The following is an 18,019-nucleotide window of genomic DNA, read 5'->3' as shown; positions in this document are numbered from 1 at the left end:
AAGAATAAATAAAGACGAACAATACCAATGACTGCTTTATTAACAATTATAGTTTTAGTATTTATTTTAATTGCCATCTGGCAAATGGTCAAGATATTCGATTTGGCACAAGCTAAGAATGGCAATGATATACCTGGAGTTGCCACAGATAAAGATAATACCTTAAACGGCTATTTAATGATGGGCTTTTTAGCGTTCATCTATGTGATAACTATTATATGCTGTGTAAAATGGGGTGATTTACCATTGATGTCAAACTCGGCATCGGAACACGGGCCAACAATTGACAATCTGATGATTGTCTCTATGGTTATTATCTTTTTTGTTCAGACGGTGACTCAATTTTTATTACACTATTTCGCATTTAAATATAAAGGTGAAAAAGGAAAACAAGCACTGTTTTTTGCCGATAACAATAAGTTGGAAGCTATCTGGACTATTATTCCGGTAATTGTTTTAGCAGGTTTAATCATCTACGGATTAAATACCTGGATCAACATTATGGGCGTTGATGAGAGTGATGATCCTTTAGTAGTTGAATTATATGCGCAACAGTTTAACTGGAAAGCCCGTTATGCTGGGGCAGATAATACGTTGGGTAAAGCTAATGTTCGTTTGATTGATATAGACCGTGCCAACATTTTAGGGTTGGATGAGTCAGACCCGAATGCACAAGATGATATCATTACAACAGAGTTACACTTACCGGTGGGCAAACCGGTATTATTTAAAATGCGCTCACAAGACGTATTACACTCTGCTTACATGCCTCACTTTAGAGCTCAAATGAACTGTGTGCCTGGTATGATAACGCAGTTTGGGTTTACACCAACCAAGACTACGGCTGAAATGAGGGATACTCAGCAAATGAAGGATAAAGTTGCCAACATCAATAAAATTAGAGTTGAAAACAGTAAGAAATTAGTAGCCAAAGGTGAAGATGCTTTAGAGCGTTACGAATTTGACTATGTATTGATCTGTAATAAGATTTGTGGAAAATCACACTACAACATGCAAATGAAAATTGTAGTGGAAACACAAGAAGAATACGACGCTTGGATTAAAGAGCAAAAGGAATTCAAAAACTCTCTAATTAACTAATAAAAAAAGAAAAAACGATATAAGATTATGTCAGCACACGCAGATACTCACGCTCACGACGACCACGGACATCATCATAAAGAAACGTTTGTAACTAAATATATATTTAGTCAGGACCATAAAATGATTGCCAAGCAGTACCTGATCACCGGTACTATTATGGGTGTTATTGGAGTAATAATGTCCTTATTGTTCCGTATGCAAATTGCATGGCCGGAAGAACCTAATGTGATTTTTGAAGCGTTATTAGGAAAATGGGCACCGGATGGTGTTATGGATGCCGATATTTATTTGGCATTGGTAACCATCCACGGTACTATTATGGTATTCTTTGTATTAACAGCCGGTCTGAGTGGTACGTTCAGTAACCTTTTAATACCGTTACAGATTGGAGCACGCGATATGGCTTCAGGATTTCTGAACATGGTATCTTACTGGTTGTTCTTCCTATCCAGTGTGGTGATGGTAATATCCTTATTCGTACAGGCAGGTCCAGCAGCTGCCGGTTGGACTATCTATCCGCCGTTAAGTGCGTTACCAATGGCACAAGGTGGTTCCGGTGCCGGTATGACCTTGTGGTTAGTATCTATGGCAATCTTTATTGCATCCTCACTTTTAGGATCGTTAAACTACATTGTGACAGTAATAAACCTTAGAACAAAAGGGATGTCTATGACCAGATTACCTTTAACTATTTGGGCGTTCTTTATCACTGCTGTTATTGGGGTTATTTCGTTTCCGGTATTATTATCTGCAGCCTTATTATTAATAATGGATAGAAGTTTTGGTACATCATTCTTCTTATCAGATATATTTATTCAAGGTGAAGTATTACATTATCAGGGTGGTTCACCGGTATTATTTGAGCACCTGTTCTGGTTCTTAGGACATCCGGAGGTATATATTGTGATCTTACCGGCGATGGGCTTGGTATCCGAAATTATGGCAACCAATTCGCGTAAACCGATTTTTGGGTATCGTGCCATGATTGCTTCTATTTTAGCCATTGCATTCTTATCAACAATAGTATGGGGTCACCATATGTTCGTTTCGGGAATGAATCCGTTCTTAGGATCTGTATTTACGTTTACCACCTTATTAATTGCAATTCCATCTGCGGTGAAGGCATTCAACTGGATAACGACGATTTGGAAAGGGAACCTCCAGATGAACCCGGCCATGTTATTCTCTATCGGGTTTGTATCTACATTCATCACCGGAGGTCTAACCGGAATTATTCTTGGAGACAGTGCTTTGGATATTAACGTACACGATACTTACTTTGTAGTGGCTCACTTCCACCTGGTAATGGGTATCTCTGCTTTATATGGTATGTTTGCAGGTATTTACCACTGGTATCCGAAAATGTACGGTAGAATGCTTAATAAGAATTTAGGATATATTCATTTCTGGGTAACCGCTGTTTGTGCCTATGGCGTTTTCTTCCCAATGCACTTTATTGGTATGGCAGGTTTACCACGTAGATATTATACAAACAGTAACTTCCCGTTATTTGATGATGTGGCCAATGTAAATGTTATCATTACCATTTTTGCCTTAATTGGGGGGGCGGTTCAAATAGTATATTTATATAACTTCTTTATTAGTATCTTCTACGGAAAGAAAACAGTACAAAATCCATGGCGTTCCACTACTTTGGAGTGGACGGCTCCAATAAAGCACATTCATGGAAACTGGGAAGGCGAGATCCCTCATGTACACCGTTGGTCTTATGATTATAGTAAACCGGGACATGATGATGATTTTGTACCTCAGCACATTCCGTTAAAAGACGGCGAAGAGGAACTTCAGCATTAGGAAAGAGATTCTTATCATACATACTTAAAACTCACCTTTAAAACGGTGAGTTTTATCGTTTAAAAGCATTTTTTTTCGATAAAATGCAAAAAAAATTAAAAAATATCGTTGAAATACAAAAAAATCAGTTAAATTGCAACGTCTAATTAGATTGTAAGATTAATTCCATATTAAAGAAAGAATAATTTTCAGCCTGATTTAGAAAGCTATTAATACATGATTTTAATATTTCAAACATGATAACAAAATCCTCGCTTAGGAATGTATTTAGAAAGGCATCCTATATTTTGGTATTGCTCTGGACATCGTACGCAAGTTTCGGGCAATGTCCTACAATTACAGACCCCAACCCAACAATTTGCGACGCATCTGGTTATACCTTTTCAGATTTAAGTGCAGACTATGCCACTGATAATGGTAACGGTATTGTTTGGTATAATGCTGCTACCGGAGGTAGTCCTTTTAATCCAAATCAACTTGTTGATGAAGGCACCTACTATGCAGATGACAATTCCGGAACCTGCGGTTCAAGAGCATCTATAGTTATTGATTTTCAGGTGAACCCTTCAAATCAAAATTTGGATCAGATCTACTGTAGTAATGAAAATGCTACCATTCAAACTTATATAGATGATGTATTGCAATCAAGTATCCCACCAGGCGGATCTGTTGAGATCTATTATGATTTTAGTTTAACAAATCAAGCCAATACTACGGATGCCCTGGCCGGTGGAGCAGCCAATTATTACATCGTATTTGTTGATAATGGCAGCTGTAAAAGTCAATTGGAAATAGGTCAAATAGGAGTATTTGCGGCACCACAGGATCCTACGCCAGCCAGTAACCAGGAATTTTGTTCAGATTCAAACCCTTTGGTTGGTAATTTAGACCCTGGGACAACGGCTACAAATTATAATTGGTACGAAGATCTTGATGCTTTTGGAGAACCAATACCTCCGGCTTTATCGCCTTTAGCACCACTGGTTGACGGACAAACATATTATGTACAAATAGACGATATTTTTTGTGTTAGTAACCCGGCAGCGGTTACAGTAACCATTGATATTCCGGTTGATCCGGGAACACCGGGAACTTTAGAGTATTGTGATAGTAGTTTACCGGCCGGTGACTTTAATTTATTCGATGAACTGGGAGGTACGCCAGATACAACCGGAGCTTGGTCCGGCCCGTTAGCAACTTCAAACGGACATTTGGGAACCGTTAATATCTCAACATTAACAACACCCGGAAATTATACATTTACTTATACCGTACCCAGCACAGGAGTTTGTCCTGACGGAGTTTCAACAGTCGTTATAACAGTTCATGAAACATTATCATCAGGAATACCATCAGGATTAAACCCGGCAACCTATTGCGAGTCTCAATTACCGGGTTCCTTCGATTTATTTACACTTATAGAAAACTACGATTCCAATGGACAATGGACGCAAGGGACTTTAAGTACAGACCCGGTAGTTACAAGCCCCATAGATTTAAGTGGTTTTACAGCGGGGACTTATAATTTTACTTATACTCAAAATTTAGCACCTAACCCTTGTCCGGAAGAATCTACAACGGTTCAGGTTGTTGTGCTTTCAGATCCAAATGCAGGAAATGCTGTTAATCAAACATTTTGTGAAAATGACCTGGCAGCGAATTCACCATTCGATCTATTTAATGCCCTGGACGGGTCTCAGGACCATAATAGCGGAACCTTGACAGATGCAACGAGCACAACAGTTTCCAATCCAATAGATATAACCGGTTTTACGGTAGCAGGAAGTCCTTATACGTTTAACTATACTATTGATAACGGATCATGTTCAGATACAGAGTCGATCACTATTACTGTTGAACCGGCTCCGGAATCAGGGGCACCGGTTGCAACCTTCCCGGAATACTGTGAAGGGACAGCGCCTTCCGGTTATGATCTATTTGATTTATTAGTAGGAGAGGATCAAACAGGAACATGGCATATAGGAACAGATAATTCCGGAGCCACTATTTCAAATCCGGTAGATTTATCAGGGTATACTTCGGGAACCTATAGTTTTACTTATGATGTTGACGCTATAGGAAGTTGTGACGATGTCTTGGTTACGGTTTCAGTAACCATTAACCCATTACCCAATACAGGAACTCCAACAGCAGCTGTTTTCTGTGAAAATGATTTAGCAGCGAATTCACCGCTTGACTTATTAGGACAACTATCAGGAGAAGATGCCGGCGGCGCCTGGACAGATGATAATACAACAGGGGCTTTAACAGGAAGCAATGTTGATTTAACAGTTCTAGCCATTGGCTCGTACAGTTTTACATATAGTATCACAGATACAAACGGCTGTACAAACAGTTCAACAGTGGTAGTTACCGTTGAAGACGCACCGGAGTCCGGAAATGCCTTAGCCCCGTTTGAAGTTTGTGAAGAAAATGTAGGAACAAATTCTCCATTCGATCTGTTTACACTTTTAGATGGTACGCAAGACACCAACGGGATCTGGTATATCGGGTCGGATACTTCGGGAGCAGTTGCTACCAATCCTATTGACATTTCAGCTTTAACTGATGGAACCTATAATTATACCTATTCAGTACCGGATATTGGAAGTTGTTCAGATGTTGATGTAACCGTTCAAATTGTCGTATGGCCAAGGCCGGAAACAGGAACCCCAACACCGGCTACATTTTGTGAAAATGATTTAGTGGCAAATTCGCCTTTAGATCTATTCGGGCAGCTATCAGGAGAAGATGCCGGAGGCGCCTGGACAGATGATAATACAACAGGGGCTTTAACAGGAAGTAATGTTGATTTAACAGTATTAGCCATTGGTTCATACAGTTTTACCTATAGCATCACTGATGTTAACGGCTGTACAAACAGTTCAACAGTAGTGGTTACCGTTGAAGATGCACCGGAATCCGGAACACCAAATACGCCGGTTGCCTTTTGCTTAGGAGAAATAACACCTGCACAAACCTATGATCTGTTCGATCTGTTAACAGGAGAAGACCAATCGGGTGTTTGGAATGATGATGATGCTTCCGGAGCATTAAGTGGTAACACAGTAACACTTGACGGTTTAGCCCAGGGCACCTATAATTTTACTTATGACGTTAATGCTATTGGGTCTTGTGATGATGTTAATGTGACCGTAAGCATTATTATTAATGATACACCGGCACCAGCTGCTACATCTCCCCAGGAGTTTTGTGATACGGCAACGGTGGCTGATTTGGTGGCCACGGGGAATACAATCCAATGGTATGATGTTACAACCGGAGGTACTCCACTGGCAGACACGACTGCTTTGGTTGATGGGCAAACCTATTATGCCACGCAAACAGATGCAACAACCGGATGTGAATCATCAGCAAGGACAGCAGTAGTTGTTACAATTTATCAATCACCTGATGCCGGAAATCCGAATACAACCTCAATTCTGGCATGTAATGATAACAATAGTATAGATTTGGATACCGGTTTAGACGGTACTCAGGATACAGGCGGAACCTGGATAGATGATGACGGCACAGGAGCTTTAACAGGAAATATTTTTGATGCTACGGCTGTTTCAGCAGGAACGTATCAATTTACCTATTTAATAACAGCTTCTGCACCATGTGTTGACGATAGTACAACAATAACAGTAACTATTGATGAGCCTTTAAACGCAGGAACAAATAATACTTTAGACGTCTGTAGTAATGACGGAACCACAGATCTGTTTACACTTATTGGAAGTGCAGATACCGGAGGAACCTGGTCTCCTGCCTTAAATAGTGGTACAGGTGTTTTCGATCCTTTAATTGATGCTCCAGGAACTTATACATACACCTTAACTAATGGTTGTGGTACGTTTAGCAGTGAAGTGGATGTCACGGTAACCTTAGCACCCTTCGCAGGGTCGGATGCACCTGCAACAATTTGTATAATTGACGGCATTACAGACCTATTCCCACTTTTAGGAAGCGGCGCTCAAGGCGGAGGTATATGGTCACCCGCATTAGCCAGTGGTACGGGAGAGTTTGATCCTACGGTTGACACTGCAGGTGTTTACACCTATACAGTAGCAGCAACATCACCTTGTGCTTCAGATGCCTCAGCAAGTATTACAGTTACCATTGAGGACACACCTACACCAACAGTAACTAATGGTGCACCTCAATTCTGTTTGGCTGACAATCCAACAGTTTCAGATTTAGATGCCTTAATTAGTTCCAGCGGAACCATTACCTGGTATGAAGATGCTGCTTTAACTACGGCTGCAAATGCCACAGATACTTTAGTTGATGGGGAAGATTATTATGCAACCCAAACTAACAATTCTGGCTGCGAGTCTTCAACCAGTGTGCCGGTTACGGTAACCGTAAATGATGCTCCTACACCAACACTGGTTTCTGCAAACCAGGAACTATGTATCAATGATGGCCCTACTATTAGTGAACTAACCTCTAATATCGATTTTGATCCATCATCTTATAGCGTAGCCTGGTACGATAGTGATGTAGGTGGATCGGTCATCTCCGAAAGTAGTTCACTCGATAACGGAGCTACATATTATGCCGTTTTAATCGATTTGGTTACCGGATGTGAAAGTAATGTACGATTACCCGTAACTCCGGATTTAACATCCTGTGGTGATTTGATTATTCCGGATGGATTTTCACCCAATGGCGATGGGGTGAACGACACCTTTGATGTGGATAATCTAAACATTTTATATCCAAATTTCGCCATGGAGATCTATAACAGAAACGGGAATGTAGTTTACAAAGGAAATGCCAACACCCCTCGATTTAACGGAAGGTCTAACCAATCCGGAACATTAGGTCGTGGCGATTTACCCGTTGGTGTTTACTTCTACATATTCTATTATAACGATGGCGAACATAAACCGGAACAAGGACGCTTATACTTAAGCAGATAATTTATAACAAAGTAAAATTTAAGACAATGAAACATTTAAATATATATCATAAAATAGCTGCTTTGTTAAGTATCATAGTATTGTCCTTTCAAAGTCATGCGCAACAAGACCCGCAATTCACTCAATATATGTATAATATGAGTGTAATAAATCCTGCCTATGCTATCGCAGACGAAGGTATTTTAAACCTTGGTGGGCTTTACAGAACACAATGGGTAGGTTTAGAAGGCGCTCCGAAAACAGGAACCTTTTTTGCACACACACCGATAAATGATAAAATTGAGATGGGCATCTCTTTTACAAACGATAATATTGGTGATGTGGTAAACGAAAATAATGTATTTGCAGATTTTGCCTATGTATTGCCGGTAGGTATTGAAAGTAAAATATCCTTAGGCTTAAAAGCCGGATTCACTTTTTTCGATACGACCTTTGATGGTTTTGTGTTGCAATCCGGTAATACAACCACCGATGTGGCTTTTAATGAAAACGTGAGTAAAGCATTTCCTAATTTAGGAATCGGTGCTTTCTTTTTTACCGATACTTATTATTTAGGATTATCTGCCCCCAATATGTTAACAACAAAACATATTGAAACAGAGAATGGTGTCAGAGCCACAGGCGTTCAAAGTGTACATTATTTCCTTACGGGAGGTTATGTTTTTGATATTGACCAGAACTTAAAATTTAAACCTGCCTTTATGGCAAGAGGCGTAAGTGGTGCACCGCCGGCTCTGGATATTACAGCAAATGTTTTAATTAATGAAAAACTGGAAGCTGGTTTAGGCTACCGTTTAGGTGACGCCATTAGCGGATTGGTTAATTTTAGAATCAGCCCCGATTTACGCATTGGTTATGCCTATGATTTTACAACCTCTAATTTGGGGGATTTTAATTCAGGGTCTCATGAGATCTTCATTTTGTTTGATGTGGATTTATTCGGACTTAAAGGCGGTTATGACCGTTCACCAAGATTCTTCTAAACATTTAATAATAGGAAAATGAAAAAACAAATATACATACTTGCAAGCCTTTTATTAGTTAGCGGAATAGCTTTGGCCCAAAAAGGAAATACGAAACGAGCTAATAAGCTTTTTGAAATGCGTGCTTATACACAAGCAGCGGAATTGTACGAAACCAAAGAGCGTAACCAGGAGGTGCTTCAAAACTTAGCGGATAGTTATTACTATAATACAAGCCTTCAAAAAGCGATTAAAACCTATAGGGAGTTGTTTGTAGAATATGGCGATTCTATTGATATTGAATACCATTTTCGATATGCACAAGCCCTAAAAGGCGTTAAAAACTATAAAGAAGCAGATAAACACCTAAGCAGATATTATAATAAACCTGTAAACACGCTGGCGTTTATCAAAACCACAGAAAAAACCACGCCTCACAATTTTGAATTAAAACAAATTGAAAATGAAGGTTCGAGCAGTGACTTTGGTTTGACTTTTTATGGAAACAACAAAGTGGCTTTTGCTTCCGCAAGAAATACCGAAAATCCGTCCTATTCATGGAATGAGTTACCCTATTTAGACCTATACAGCGCTACACTTACAGATGGTAATGCGCTAAAGGATGTCGAGCCATTTTCCGATGCGATTAATACGGATTCGCATGAAAGTAATGCCGTTTTTACCAAAGATAGCAAAACCATGTACTTTAACAGGACCAATACAACGCGAAAGAAAACAGATGAAGACCGTATAGCGCATATCAAAATTTATAAAGCGGAACTGGTAGACGGACAATGGACGAATGTTACGGCATTGCCATTTACATCAAATAGTTACAGCACAGAACATCCGGCTTTAAGTAAAGATGAAAAAACACTTTATTTTGCCAGTGATATGCCTGGAACCTATGGGAGTTTTGATATTTACAAAGTAGCCATCAATGAAGATGGAACTTACGGGGAGCCGGAAAATTTAGGTGACACGGTAAACACAAAACACAGAGAACAATTTCCGTTTATAAGCGAATTTAATGTCTTGTATTTTTCGTCAATTGGCCACCAGGGGTACGGCGGTTTAGATGTATTTAGAAGCAATATGGTAAACGGCAGTTTTGATAGACCGGTTAATTTAGGACCTACCATAAACAGTCATTTAGACGACTTTGCTTATGTTATTAGAGAAAAAGATAATAGGGGTTATGTATCGTCAAACCGAACAGGATATGATAGACTATTTGGTTTTGCCAGGGAAGAAAACCCGTTGACAAAGTACCAGGTTGAGGGCATTGTACAAGACTTAAACAGTAAAGCATTATTAGCAGGATCTTTAGTAACGCTATTTGATGAATCAGACACTGTAATACAAGACACTATAGTTGGTGATGATGCGTATTATATTTTCAAAATAGAACCTAACAAAAAGTACAAAGTTCGCGGAACGCGAAAAGCCTATATTCCCCAGGATGTTGAATTCTCCACAGATAGTAAAGGGAAAGTACAACATAATATTTACCTCAGCTTAGAGTCTTTTGCCGATGCCGAAGAACGTATAAAGGAAACTGAAAAAGGCGATGTACAAGTGAAATTAGATAAGATATATTTCGATTTTGATAAGTCTCATATTCGGGAAGATGCCGCGGTTACCCTAAATGTGTTAGTAGATTTAATGAAGAAATATCCATCTATGGAAGTTGAGGTTTCAGCACATACGGATGCTCGCGGACCGGACCAATACAATTTAGACTTGTCTAAGCGCAGAGCGGCTTCCACTTTAGAGTACCTGGTAAGCCAGGGCATTGACAGAAACCGCTTAAAAAGTATCGGTTATGGCGAAATGCAACCACTTAACAAATGTGTTAAAGAAGGCATTTGCGATGATTCCGAATATGATATAAACAGACGTTGCGAGTTCACTATTTTGAATTAGTTATAGTATACCAACCAAATACCTAGTATTTATTTAAAGGTCCCTTCCAGTTTGGAAGGGACTTTTTTGTGTATATTTAAGATGTAACGAATTCTCCCAAAGGTCGTCTAATCATTGTTTTAACTAACTAAAACCACTTCAATGAATAAACTAACTATCACCAATTTATCGAAAACATACCCCAATGGCGTTAAAGCTTTAGTAGATGTAAGTATTGAAATTGAAAACGGGATATTTGGACTACTAGGCCCAAATGGTGCGGGAAAATCTTCTTTAATGCGCACCATTGCTACTTTACAGGAAGCCGATTCCGGGTCAGCAACTTTAGGAGACATAGACATCATTAACCAACCCGCAGAATTACGTAAAGTATTAGGGTACCTGCCTCAGGAATTTGGTGTGTATCCCAGAATTACCGCAAAACAACTGTTGGATCATATGGCGATATTAAAGGGTATCACCAGAAAGTCTCACCGAAAAGATATGGTCAATTACCTATTAAATAAGGTTAATTTATATGAACAGCGAAACAAAAGTGTCAAGAGTTTTTCCGGTGGGATGAAACAACGTGTTGGAATTGCACAAGCCTTAATTGGGGCCCCCAGGTTAATTATTGTGGATGAGCCTACAGCCGGATTAGACCCGAGTGAAAGGAATAGGTTTTACAACTTATTGGCAGATGTTGGTAAAGATGTTATTGTCATTCTGTCTACGCATATAGTGGATGACGTTAGAGAATTATGCACCAAAATGGCCATTATGAATTTGGGTGAAATAGTCTATCAGGGATCACCACAAAATGCTATTCAGGAATTAAACGGTAGAGTATATAGAAAATTGGTTGAACGAAAAGAATTGGAAATGTATGCCCAAAACTACAATATCATTTCCAATAAGATGTCCGGAGGAAAACCTCTGATCCATGTGTTAAGCGAGTCACATCCGGAACATGGATTTGAACCGGTAACACCTAATTTGGAGGATGTTTTCTTTTCAAGGATTAATACATCCAATAGCCTCGTTTAACCAATAATTTCCATCATGTTTAAAACATTCTTTTTTTCAGAATTAAAATATACGTTAAGGCAGCCCATGGTGTATATCTTCCTGGGTGTCATAAGTATATTAGTGTTTTTTGCGATTGTTAGCGATAATGTTAGAATAGGAGGGGCCGTTGGTAACATTTATAAAAATGCACCGTATATTATTACAATTTACGTTAATGTACTTACCATTTTTGGATTGATCATTGCCACGGCATTTTTCAATAATGCGGCCTTAAGGGATTTTAAGAACAATTTTAATGAAATAATTTTTAGTACGCCGTTAAGTAAGTTAGGGTACTTTTTTGGTAAATTTTTCGGGGCATTGATCGTGGCTACAGTGCCATTACTGGGGGTTTACGTTGGTGTTTTAGTAGGATCGGCTATGGCACCGGCTTTTGGCTGGGTGGATGCGGAACGATTTGGTGATTTTTATTTGGCAACCTTTGTAAACAATTACCTCGTATTTGTTTTGCCAAACATGTTCTTTGTTGGCGCTATTATTTATGCCATTGCCAATAAATGGCGTAGTACGGTCATTTCATTCGCCGGCACCTTAATTATCATTGTGGCCTATATCATCTCGGGAACTTTAATGTCTGATGTAGATAATGAAACCCTGGCAGCACTTACCGATATTTTTGGAAACAGAACGTACTCAATTCATACGCAGTATTACACACCAATAGAAAAGAATACGCTTAGCCCTGCGTTTGAAGGTCTGATTTTATGGAACCGGGTTATTTGGATTGCTGTTGGCGCTTTGATTTTGTTATTGGCATATTTTGGCTTCTCATTTAAAGAGAAGAACAAAAAGGTAAAAGCCCAAAAAGTTGAGACAAAAGAAAATGAAGCTGTTTTTTCATTCCCCGAACTTCAATTTCAATTCGATAAAAAAACAAATTGGCTTCAGTTTAAAAGCTTTTTTTACGTTAACTTTTTAAGTATAGTTAAAAGTGTAACATTTAAGATATTATTCATTTTTAGTGCTATTATCCTGATCTCCAACCTGGTTGGAGGGTTTGAATATTATGGCCTCCAATCCTACCCGTTAACCTACAAGCTCATAGATTTAATAAATGATGCTTCGGGGATTTTTGTAGTAATCACCCTGGTGTTTTTTAGCGGTGAATTGATTTGGCGTGACAGAGATCATAAAATCAACGAGGTAATTGATGCTACGCCGCATCAGTCCCTTATTTCGTTATCTGCCAAAGCACTGTCCTTAGTTGGAGTTACAACAATTCTACATGTATTTTTTGTGTTCTGTGGGATTATTTATCAGTTACTAAACGGTTATACCAGGATAGAATTAGATATCTATTTTCTGGATTTCATTTACTCTAACCTGATACTTTATGTTATTTGGAGTGGTGTTATGATCATGATCCAGGTGGTATCCAGCAACAAATACATTGGATATTTCATTTCAATAGCTGTTATTTTTATTTGGGAGATCGTTTTAGCCATTTTAGACATCCAAAGCAATATGGTTGAAATAGGCGCAGGGCCTTCATTGATGTATTCGGATATGAATGCATTTGGTCCGGGACTCAAAAGTGCCATGTGGTTTAATTTGTATTGGAGCCTTTTTGCCATTATTTGTTTACTGATTGCCGGAGCTCTATGGAATAGAGGCGTTGTAACTTCTTTAAAGGAAAAGATGTTAACTGCTAAAAAAGAAGTGCCAAAAAGCTATAAAATTTTAACATTGGTCTTTACTATTGCCTGGGGAGCAGTTGCAGGCTATGTGTACTATAACACACAGGTTTTAAATAGTTACAGAACATCTGAGGAGCAGGAAGTGCTTTTTGCCGACTTTGAAAAGAAATACAAGAGATACGAAAATGTAAATCACCCTAAAATAACCGATGCTAAATATTTTATAGATATTTTTCCTTACAAGAGAGATGTGTTAGTAAAATCTAAATTGCAATTGACTAACGAGACCAATGAGCCCATAGATTCCCTTCATTTTGTGATAGATGAACGCTGGGAACCGGAGATTAAAATACCGAATTCCGATTTAGTTGTAGAAGATGAAGAATTTGGATATTTAATTTATAAACTGAATACATCATTGCAGCCGGAAAGTACTATTGAGATAGAGATCAACACCCAATATATTACCAAGGGTTTTGAAAACGGTAGAGGAAGTACTGGGATTGTCAACAACGGGACGTTTCTGAATAATTTTGAAATTTTACCAAGCCTGGGTTACGATTCCAATGTTGAGTTAAGTGATAAAAACACCCGCAGAAAATATGGTTTAAAACCGAAGGACCGAATGCCGGAACTGGAAGAAAATTGTTCCGAAAGTTGTATGGCCAATTATTTGTCAGACGGGCGTTCAGATTACATAAGTGTAGAAACCGTTATTTCCACAACAAAAGACCAAATTGCCATTGCACCGGGATCGTTGCAGAAACAATGGGAAGAAAACGGCAGGAATTATTATCACTACAGATCAGATCACCCGTCACAAAACTTTTATTCCTTTATTTCGGCTAAATACGAGGTAGCAAAACGCAAATGGAACGGTATTGATATTGAAGTATATCACGATGAAAAACATCCCTGGAATGTGGATATGATGTTGGATGCTGTAGAGCGCTCTTTAAAATATTACACAGAAAATTTCGGCCCGTATTATCATAAACAATGCAGGATTGTAGAGTTTCCGCGTTATGCCTCTTTTGCACAGGCATTTCCAGGAACTATGCCATACTCGGAAGCCATTGGTTTTATAATCAACCTGGAAGATGAAAAAGACAACAATGTGGTAGATGCCGTCATTGCACATGAAATGGCACACCAATGGTGGGCACACCAGGTAGTTGGTGCCAATATGCAGGGAAGTACTTTAATGAGTGAAAGTTTTTCAGAGTATTCGGCACTGATGACCATGAAAAGCATATCAAAAACACCTATGAAGATGCGGGAGTTTCTCAAGTATGATCACGACCGCTATTTAAGAGGCAGAAGTAGTGAAGTTGATATAGAGTTGCCATTATACAAAGTAGAAAACCAAGGGCACATTCATTACGGAAAAGGAAGTGTTATTCTATATGCCCTTCAGGATTATATAGGCGAGGAAAAGGTGAATACAGCTATGCGGGAATTTCTGAATGAATACAAATACCAAGCACCGCCTTACCCAACATCGTTAGATTTCCTGAGGTATTTGGAACCACAGGTTCCGGACTCTTTAAACTACTTAATTAAAGATTGGTTTAAAGAGATCACACTATATGATAATAGAATGAAAGCAGCTAAATATACTAAACTGAGTAATGGGAAGTATCAGGTGTCTATGGATATAGAATCGTATAAGATCAAAGCGGATTCTATCGGGAATGAAACCAAAGTAGATATAAATGACTGGGTTGATATTGGCGTATTTTCAGATGCCGATGAAGAACATCTGTTGTATGAAGAACGTGTAAAAATCAATAAACCTAAAATAACTTTCACGTTTGAAGTGGATTCAATACCAAGAAAAGCCGCTATAGACCCAAGACGCCTCTTAATTGACAGGGTTTATGATGATAACATAAAAACCATATCTTCCGAATAATATCAAAAGGCCTTTCTGTTTCGGAAAGGCTTTTTCTTTATATTTGCTTGTATAGAATTTTTTGTCATTCTGAACGTAGTGAAGAATCTCTTATGAACGAAAACCTAAACCCATCCAGCGAAAACTATTCTCCTGAAGAATTAGACGTAGAAAAAAAGTTAAGGCCCTTAGCTTTTGATGATTTTACAGGTCAGGATCAGGTACTGGAAAACCTTCAGGTGTTTGTTCAGGCAGCCAATCTGCGTAGCGAAGCCTTAGACCATACCTTGTTTCATGGCCCACCGGGATTAGGAAAAACTACCCTGGCACATATTCTGGCCAATGAATTAAGTGTAGGTATAAAGGTTACATCAGGACCGGTATTAGATAAACCCGGAGACTTGGCAGGGTTACTTACTAACTTAGAAGAGCGTGATGTATTGTTTATTGATGAGATCCATCGGTTAAGTCCCATTGTGGAGGAGTATTTGTATTCTGCCATGGAGGATTATAAGATCGACATCATGATTGAGTCTGGTCCCAATGCCCGCACGGTTCAAATTAATTTAAATCCTTTTACACTTGTTGGAGCAACTACACGCTCGGGGTTATTAACCTCGCCAATGCGTGCGCGTTTTGGCATTCAAAGCAGGTTGGAATATTATAAAACCGATTTATTGACTACCATCATCCAGCGTAGTGCTTCTATTTTAGATGTGCCAATTTCCATGGAAGCAGCTATTGAAATTGCAGGACGAAGCAGGGGAACACCTCGCATTGCCAACGCCTTGTTGCGTCGTGTACGTGATTTTGCCCAAATAAAAGGGAATGGGAACATTGATATTAAAATAGCAAAATTCGCACTGGAAGCATTGAATGTTGATGCACACGGATTAGACGATATGGATAACAAAATATTATCGACCATTATAGATAAATTCAAAGGAGGCCCTGTTGGTATCACTACGATTGCCACAGCTGTCAGTGAAAGCCCTGAGACCATTGAAGAGGTTTACGAGCCTTTTTTAATCCAACAAGGCTTTATTATGCGCACACCACGCGGACGTGAAGTTACAGAATTGGCTTATAAACATTTGGGTAAAATAAAAGGCAATATTCAGGGTGGCTTGTTTTGACCTATTCCTTATGTCAGGCTGAGCGCAGTCGAAGCCCAATTATAATATCAATATGTATATCTACTACATTTATATACTCAAGTGTTCTGACGAGTCTTTTTATGTTGGAATAACCAACGATTTAAGCAAAAGGATTGAAGAACATCAGGCAGGTTATAAAAAAGACGCGTATACTTTTAAGCGAAGACCTTTATCCTTAGAGTTTTATCAGGAATTTAATGATGTACTTCAGGCAATTTATTTTGAAAAGAAAATTAAGGGTTGGACTCGAGCTAAGAAACAAGCTTTAATAAATGGTGATTACGATATGCTTAAAATACTGTCAGAATGCAGAAATGCTACACACTATAAATATAATAGCTAAATTAGCACTTCGACTGCGCTCAGTGTGACATCGTTACATATTTCAATTTTGGCTTGGTCTCATAATCATGACTTCAAAAACTAAACATACCCAACTTATCAAAACCGAAGCAAAGCGCCTCGGTTTTTTATCATGTGGTATAAGTAAAGCGGAATTTTTAGAAGCAGAAGCACCGCGATTGGAAACTTGGTTAAACCAAAACATGCATGGGGAGATGCGTTATATGGAAAACCATTTTGATAAACGATTAGATCCCACAAAACTGGTAGAAGGTTCAAAAAGTGTGATTTCCTTATTACTAAATTATTATCCTCAGGAAGAACAAAATAGTAACAGCTATAAGATTTCCAAATATGCCTTCGGAACCGATTATCATTTTGTGATAAAAGACAAATTAAAATCACTGTTACAATTTATCCGGGAAGAAATTGGCGAGGTGAACGGACGCGCCTTTGTAGACTCCGCTCCAGTGCTTGATAAAGCCTGGGCAGCAAAAAGCGGACTGGGATGGATAGGCAAGCATAGCAATTTATTAACCCAACAAGTGGGATCATTTTACTTTGTAGCTGAATTGATTGTGGATTTGGAATTAGATTATGATGCCCCAACAACCGATCATTGTGGTAGCTGTACGGCTTGTATAGAGGCTTGCCCAACACAAGCCATAGTAGAACCTTATGTAGTTGACGGCAGTAAATGTATTTCCTATTTTACCATTGAGTTAAAAGATAACATTCCTGCTGAATACAAAGGCCAATTTGACGATTGGATGTTTGGCTGTGATGTCTGCCAGGATGTATGCCCATGGAATCGGTTTTCAAAACCGCATAAGGAACCTTTGTTCAATCCACATCCGGAATTATTATCCATGTCAAAAAAAGACTGGGAAGAAATTACCGAAGAAACGTTTCGCAAAGTATTTAAGAAATCGGCCGTAAAGCGTACCAAGTTTAGCGGCTTAAAAAGGAATATTGATTTTGTAAAAGATTAGCTGTTATCGTTTTCAGGATTATTATATTTGAAGTTTGAAAGAACTTCTTTAAGTTTCTGCTTAAAGAGTTCATATAAAACTGTCATTCTCGTGTTTGTACCAAACTCTCAGACTAAGCTTGCCTGTGCAGAGCTTTGTCGAAGTATCGAAGTCTGGGTTCAGTAAAGGCGAGAATAAAAAAAGATAATCCA

Annotated in this window: 10 protein-coding genes; all 10 read left to right on the top strand. The window is 38.8% G+C overall.

All coding sequences use genetic code 11. The annotated features are described in order from the left end of the window. Nucleotides 1-27: 27 nt before the first annotated feature. The 10 genes from Q0983_RS09565 (at nt 28) to queG (ending at nt 17,828) form a co-directional block, all read left to right on the top strand. A complete protein-coding gene (locus tag Q0983_RS09565; RefSeq protein WP_299551954.1) occupies nt 28-1,101 on the top strand; it encodes a cytochrome c oxidase subunit II in 1,074 nt (357 codons plus the stop codon). A gap of 27 nt (nt 1,102-1,128) precedes the next feature. Further along, on the top strand, nt 1,129-2,919 hold the full coding sequence (locus Q0983_RS09560; RefSeq protein ID WP_299551951.1) for a cbb3-type cytochrome c oxidase subunit I: 1,791 nt from the start codon (nt 1,129-1,131) through the stop codon (nt 2,917-2,919). A 236-nt stretch (nt 2,920-3,155) separates the two neighbouring features. Continuing rightward, on the top strand, nt 3,156-7,850 hold the full coding sequence (locus Q0983_RS09555) for a gliding motility-associated C-terminal domain-containing protein (RefSeq protein WP_299551948.1): 4,695 nt from the start codon (nt 3,156-3,158) through the stop codon (nt 7,848-7,850). Between the two features lie 26 nt (nt 7,851-7,876). Further along, nucleotides 7,877-8,833: a type IX secretion system membrane protein PorP/SprF gene (locus Q0983_RS09550; RefSeq protein ID WP_299551945.1), complete on the top strand. Its 957-nt coding sequence runs from the start codon at nt 7,877-7,879 to the stop codon at nt 8,831-8,833. Between the two features lie 18 nt (nt 8,834-8,851). Further along, nucleotides 8,852-10,738 carry an OmpA family protein gene (locus Q0983_RS09545; RefSeq protein WP_299551942.1) on the top strand — a complete coding sequence of 629 codons (1,887 nt, stop codon included), beginning with the start codon at nt 8,852-8,854 and terminating at the stop codon, nt 10,736-10,738. 141 nt (nt 10,739-10,879) lie between these two features. Continuing rightward, entirely contained in the window at nt 10,880-11,764 is an 885-nt protein-coding gene (locus Q0983_RS09540; RefSeq protein ID WP_299551940.1) for an ABC transporter ATP-binding protein, read from the top strand. Between the two features lie 15 nt (nt 11,765-11,779). Then, nucleotides 11,780-15,358 (top strand): M1 family aminopeptidase, encoded by a 3,579-nt coding sequence (locus Q0983_RS09535; RefSeq protein ID WP_299551937.1) that lies wholly within the window; start codon nt 11,780-11,782, stop codon nt 15,356-15,358. 92 nt (nt 15,359-15,450) lie between these two features. Beyond that, nucleotides 15,451-16,473 carry a Holliday junction branch migration DNA helicase RuvB gene (gene ruvB, locus Q0983_RS09530; RefSeq protein WP_299551934.1) on the top strand — a complete coding sequence of 341 codons (1,023 nt, stop codon included), beginning with the start codon at nt 15,451-15,453 and terminating at the stop codon, nt 16,471-16,473. Between the two features lie 52 nt (nt 16,474-16,525). Further along, on the top strand, nt 16,526-16,837 hold the full coding sequence (locus Q0983_RS09525) for a GIY-YIG nuclease family protein (RefSeq protein ID WP_299551931.1): 312 nt from the start codon (nt 16,526-16,528) through the stop codon (nt 16,835-16,837). Nucleotides 16,838-16,904: 67 nt separating this feature from the next. Then, nucleotides 16,905-17,828 (top strand): tRNA epoxyqueuosine(34) reductase QueG, encoded by a 924-nt coding sequence (gene queG, locus Q0983_RS09520; protein WP_299551928.1) that lies wholly within the window; start codon nt 16,905-16,907, stop codon nt 17,826-17,828. Nucleotides 17,829-18,019 lie beyond the last annotated feature (191 nt).

It is taken from the genome of Seonamhaeicola sp. (assembly GCF_028281565.1).
Classification (GTDB): Bacteria; Bacteroidota; Bacteroidia; order Flavobacteriales; family Flavobacteriaceae; genus Seonamhaeicola.
Note: the sequence above shows the minus strand (reverse complement) of the source record. Positions and strands in the feature narration are given on the sequence as shown.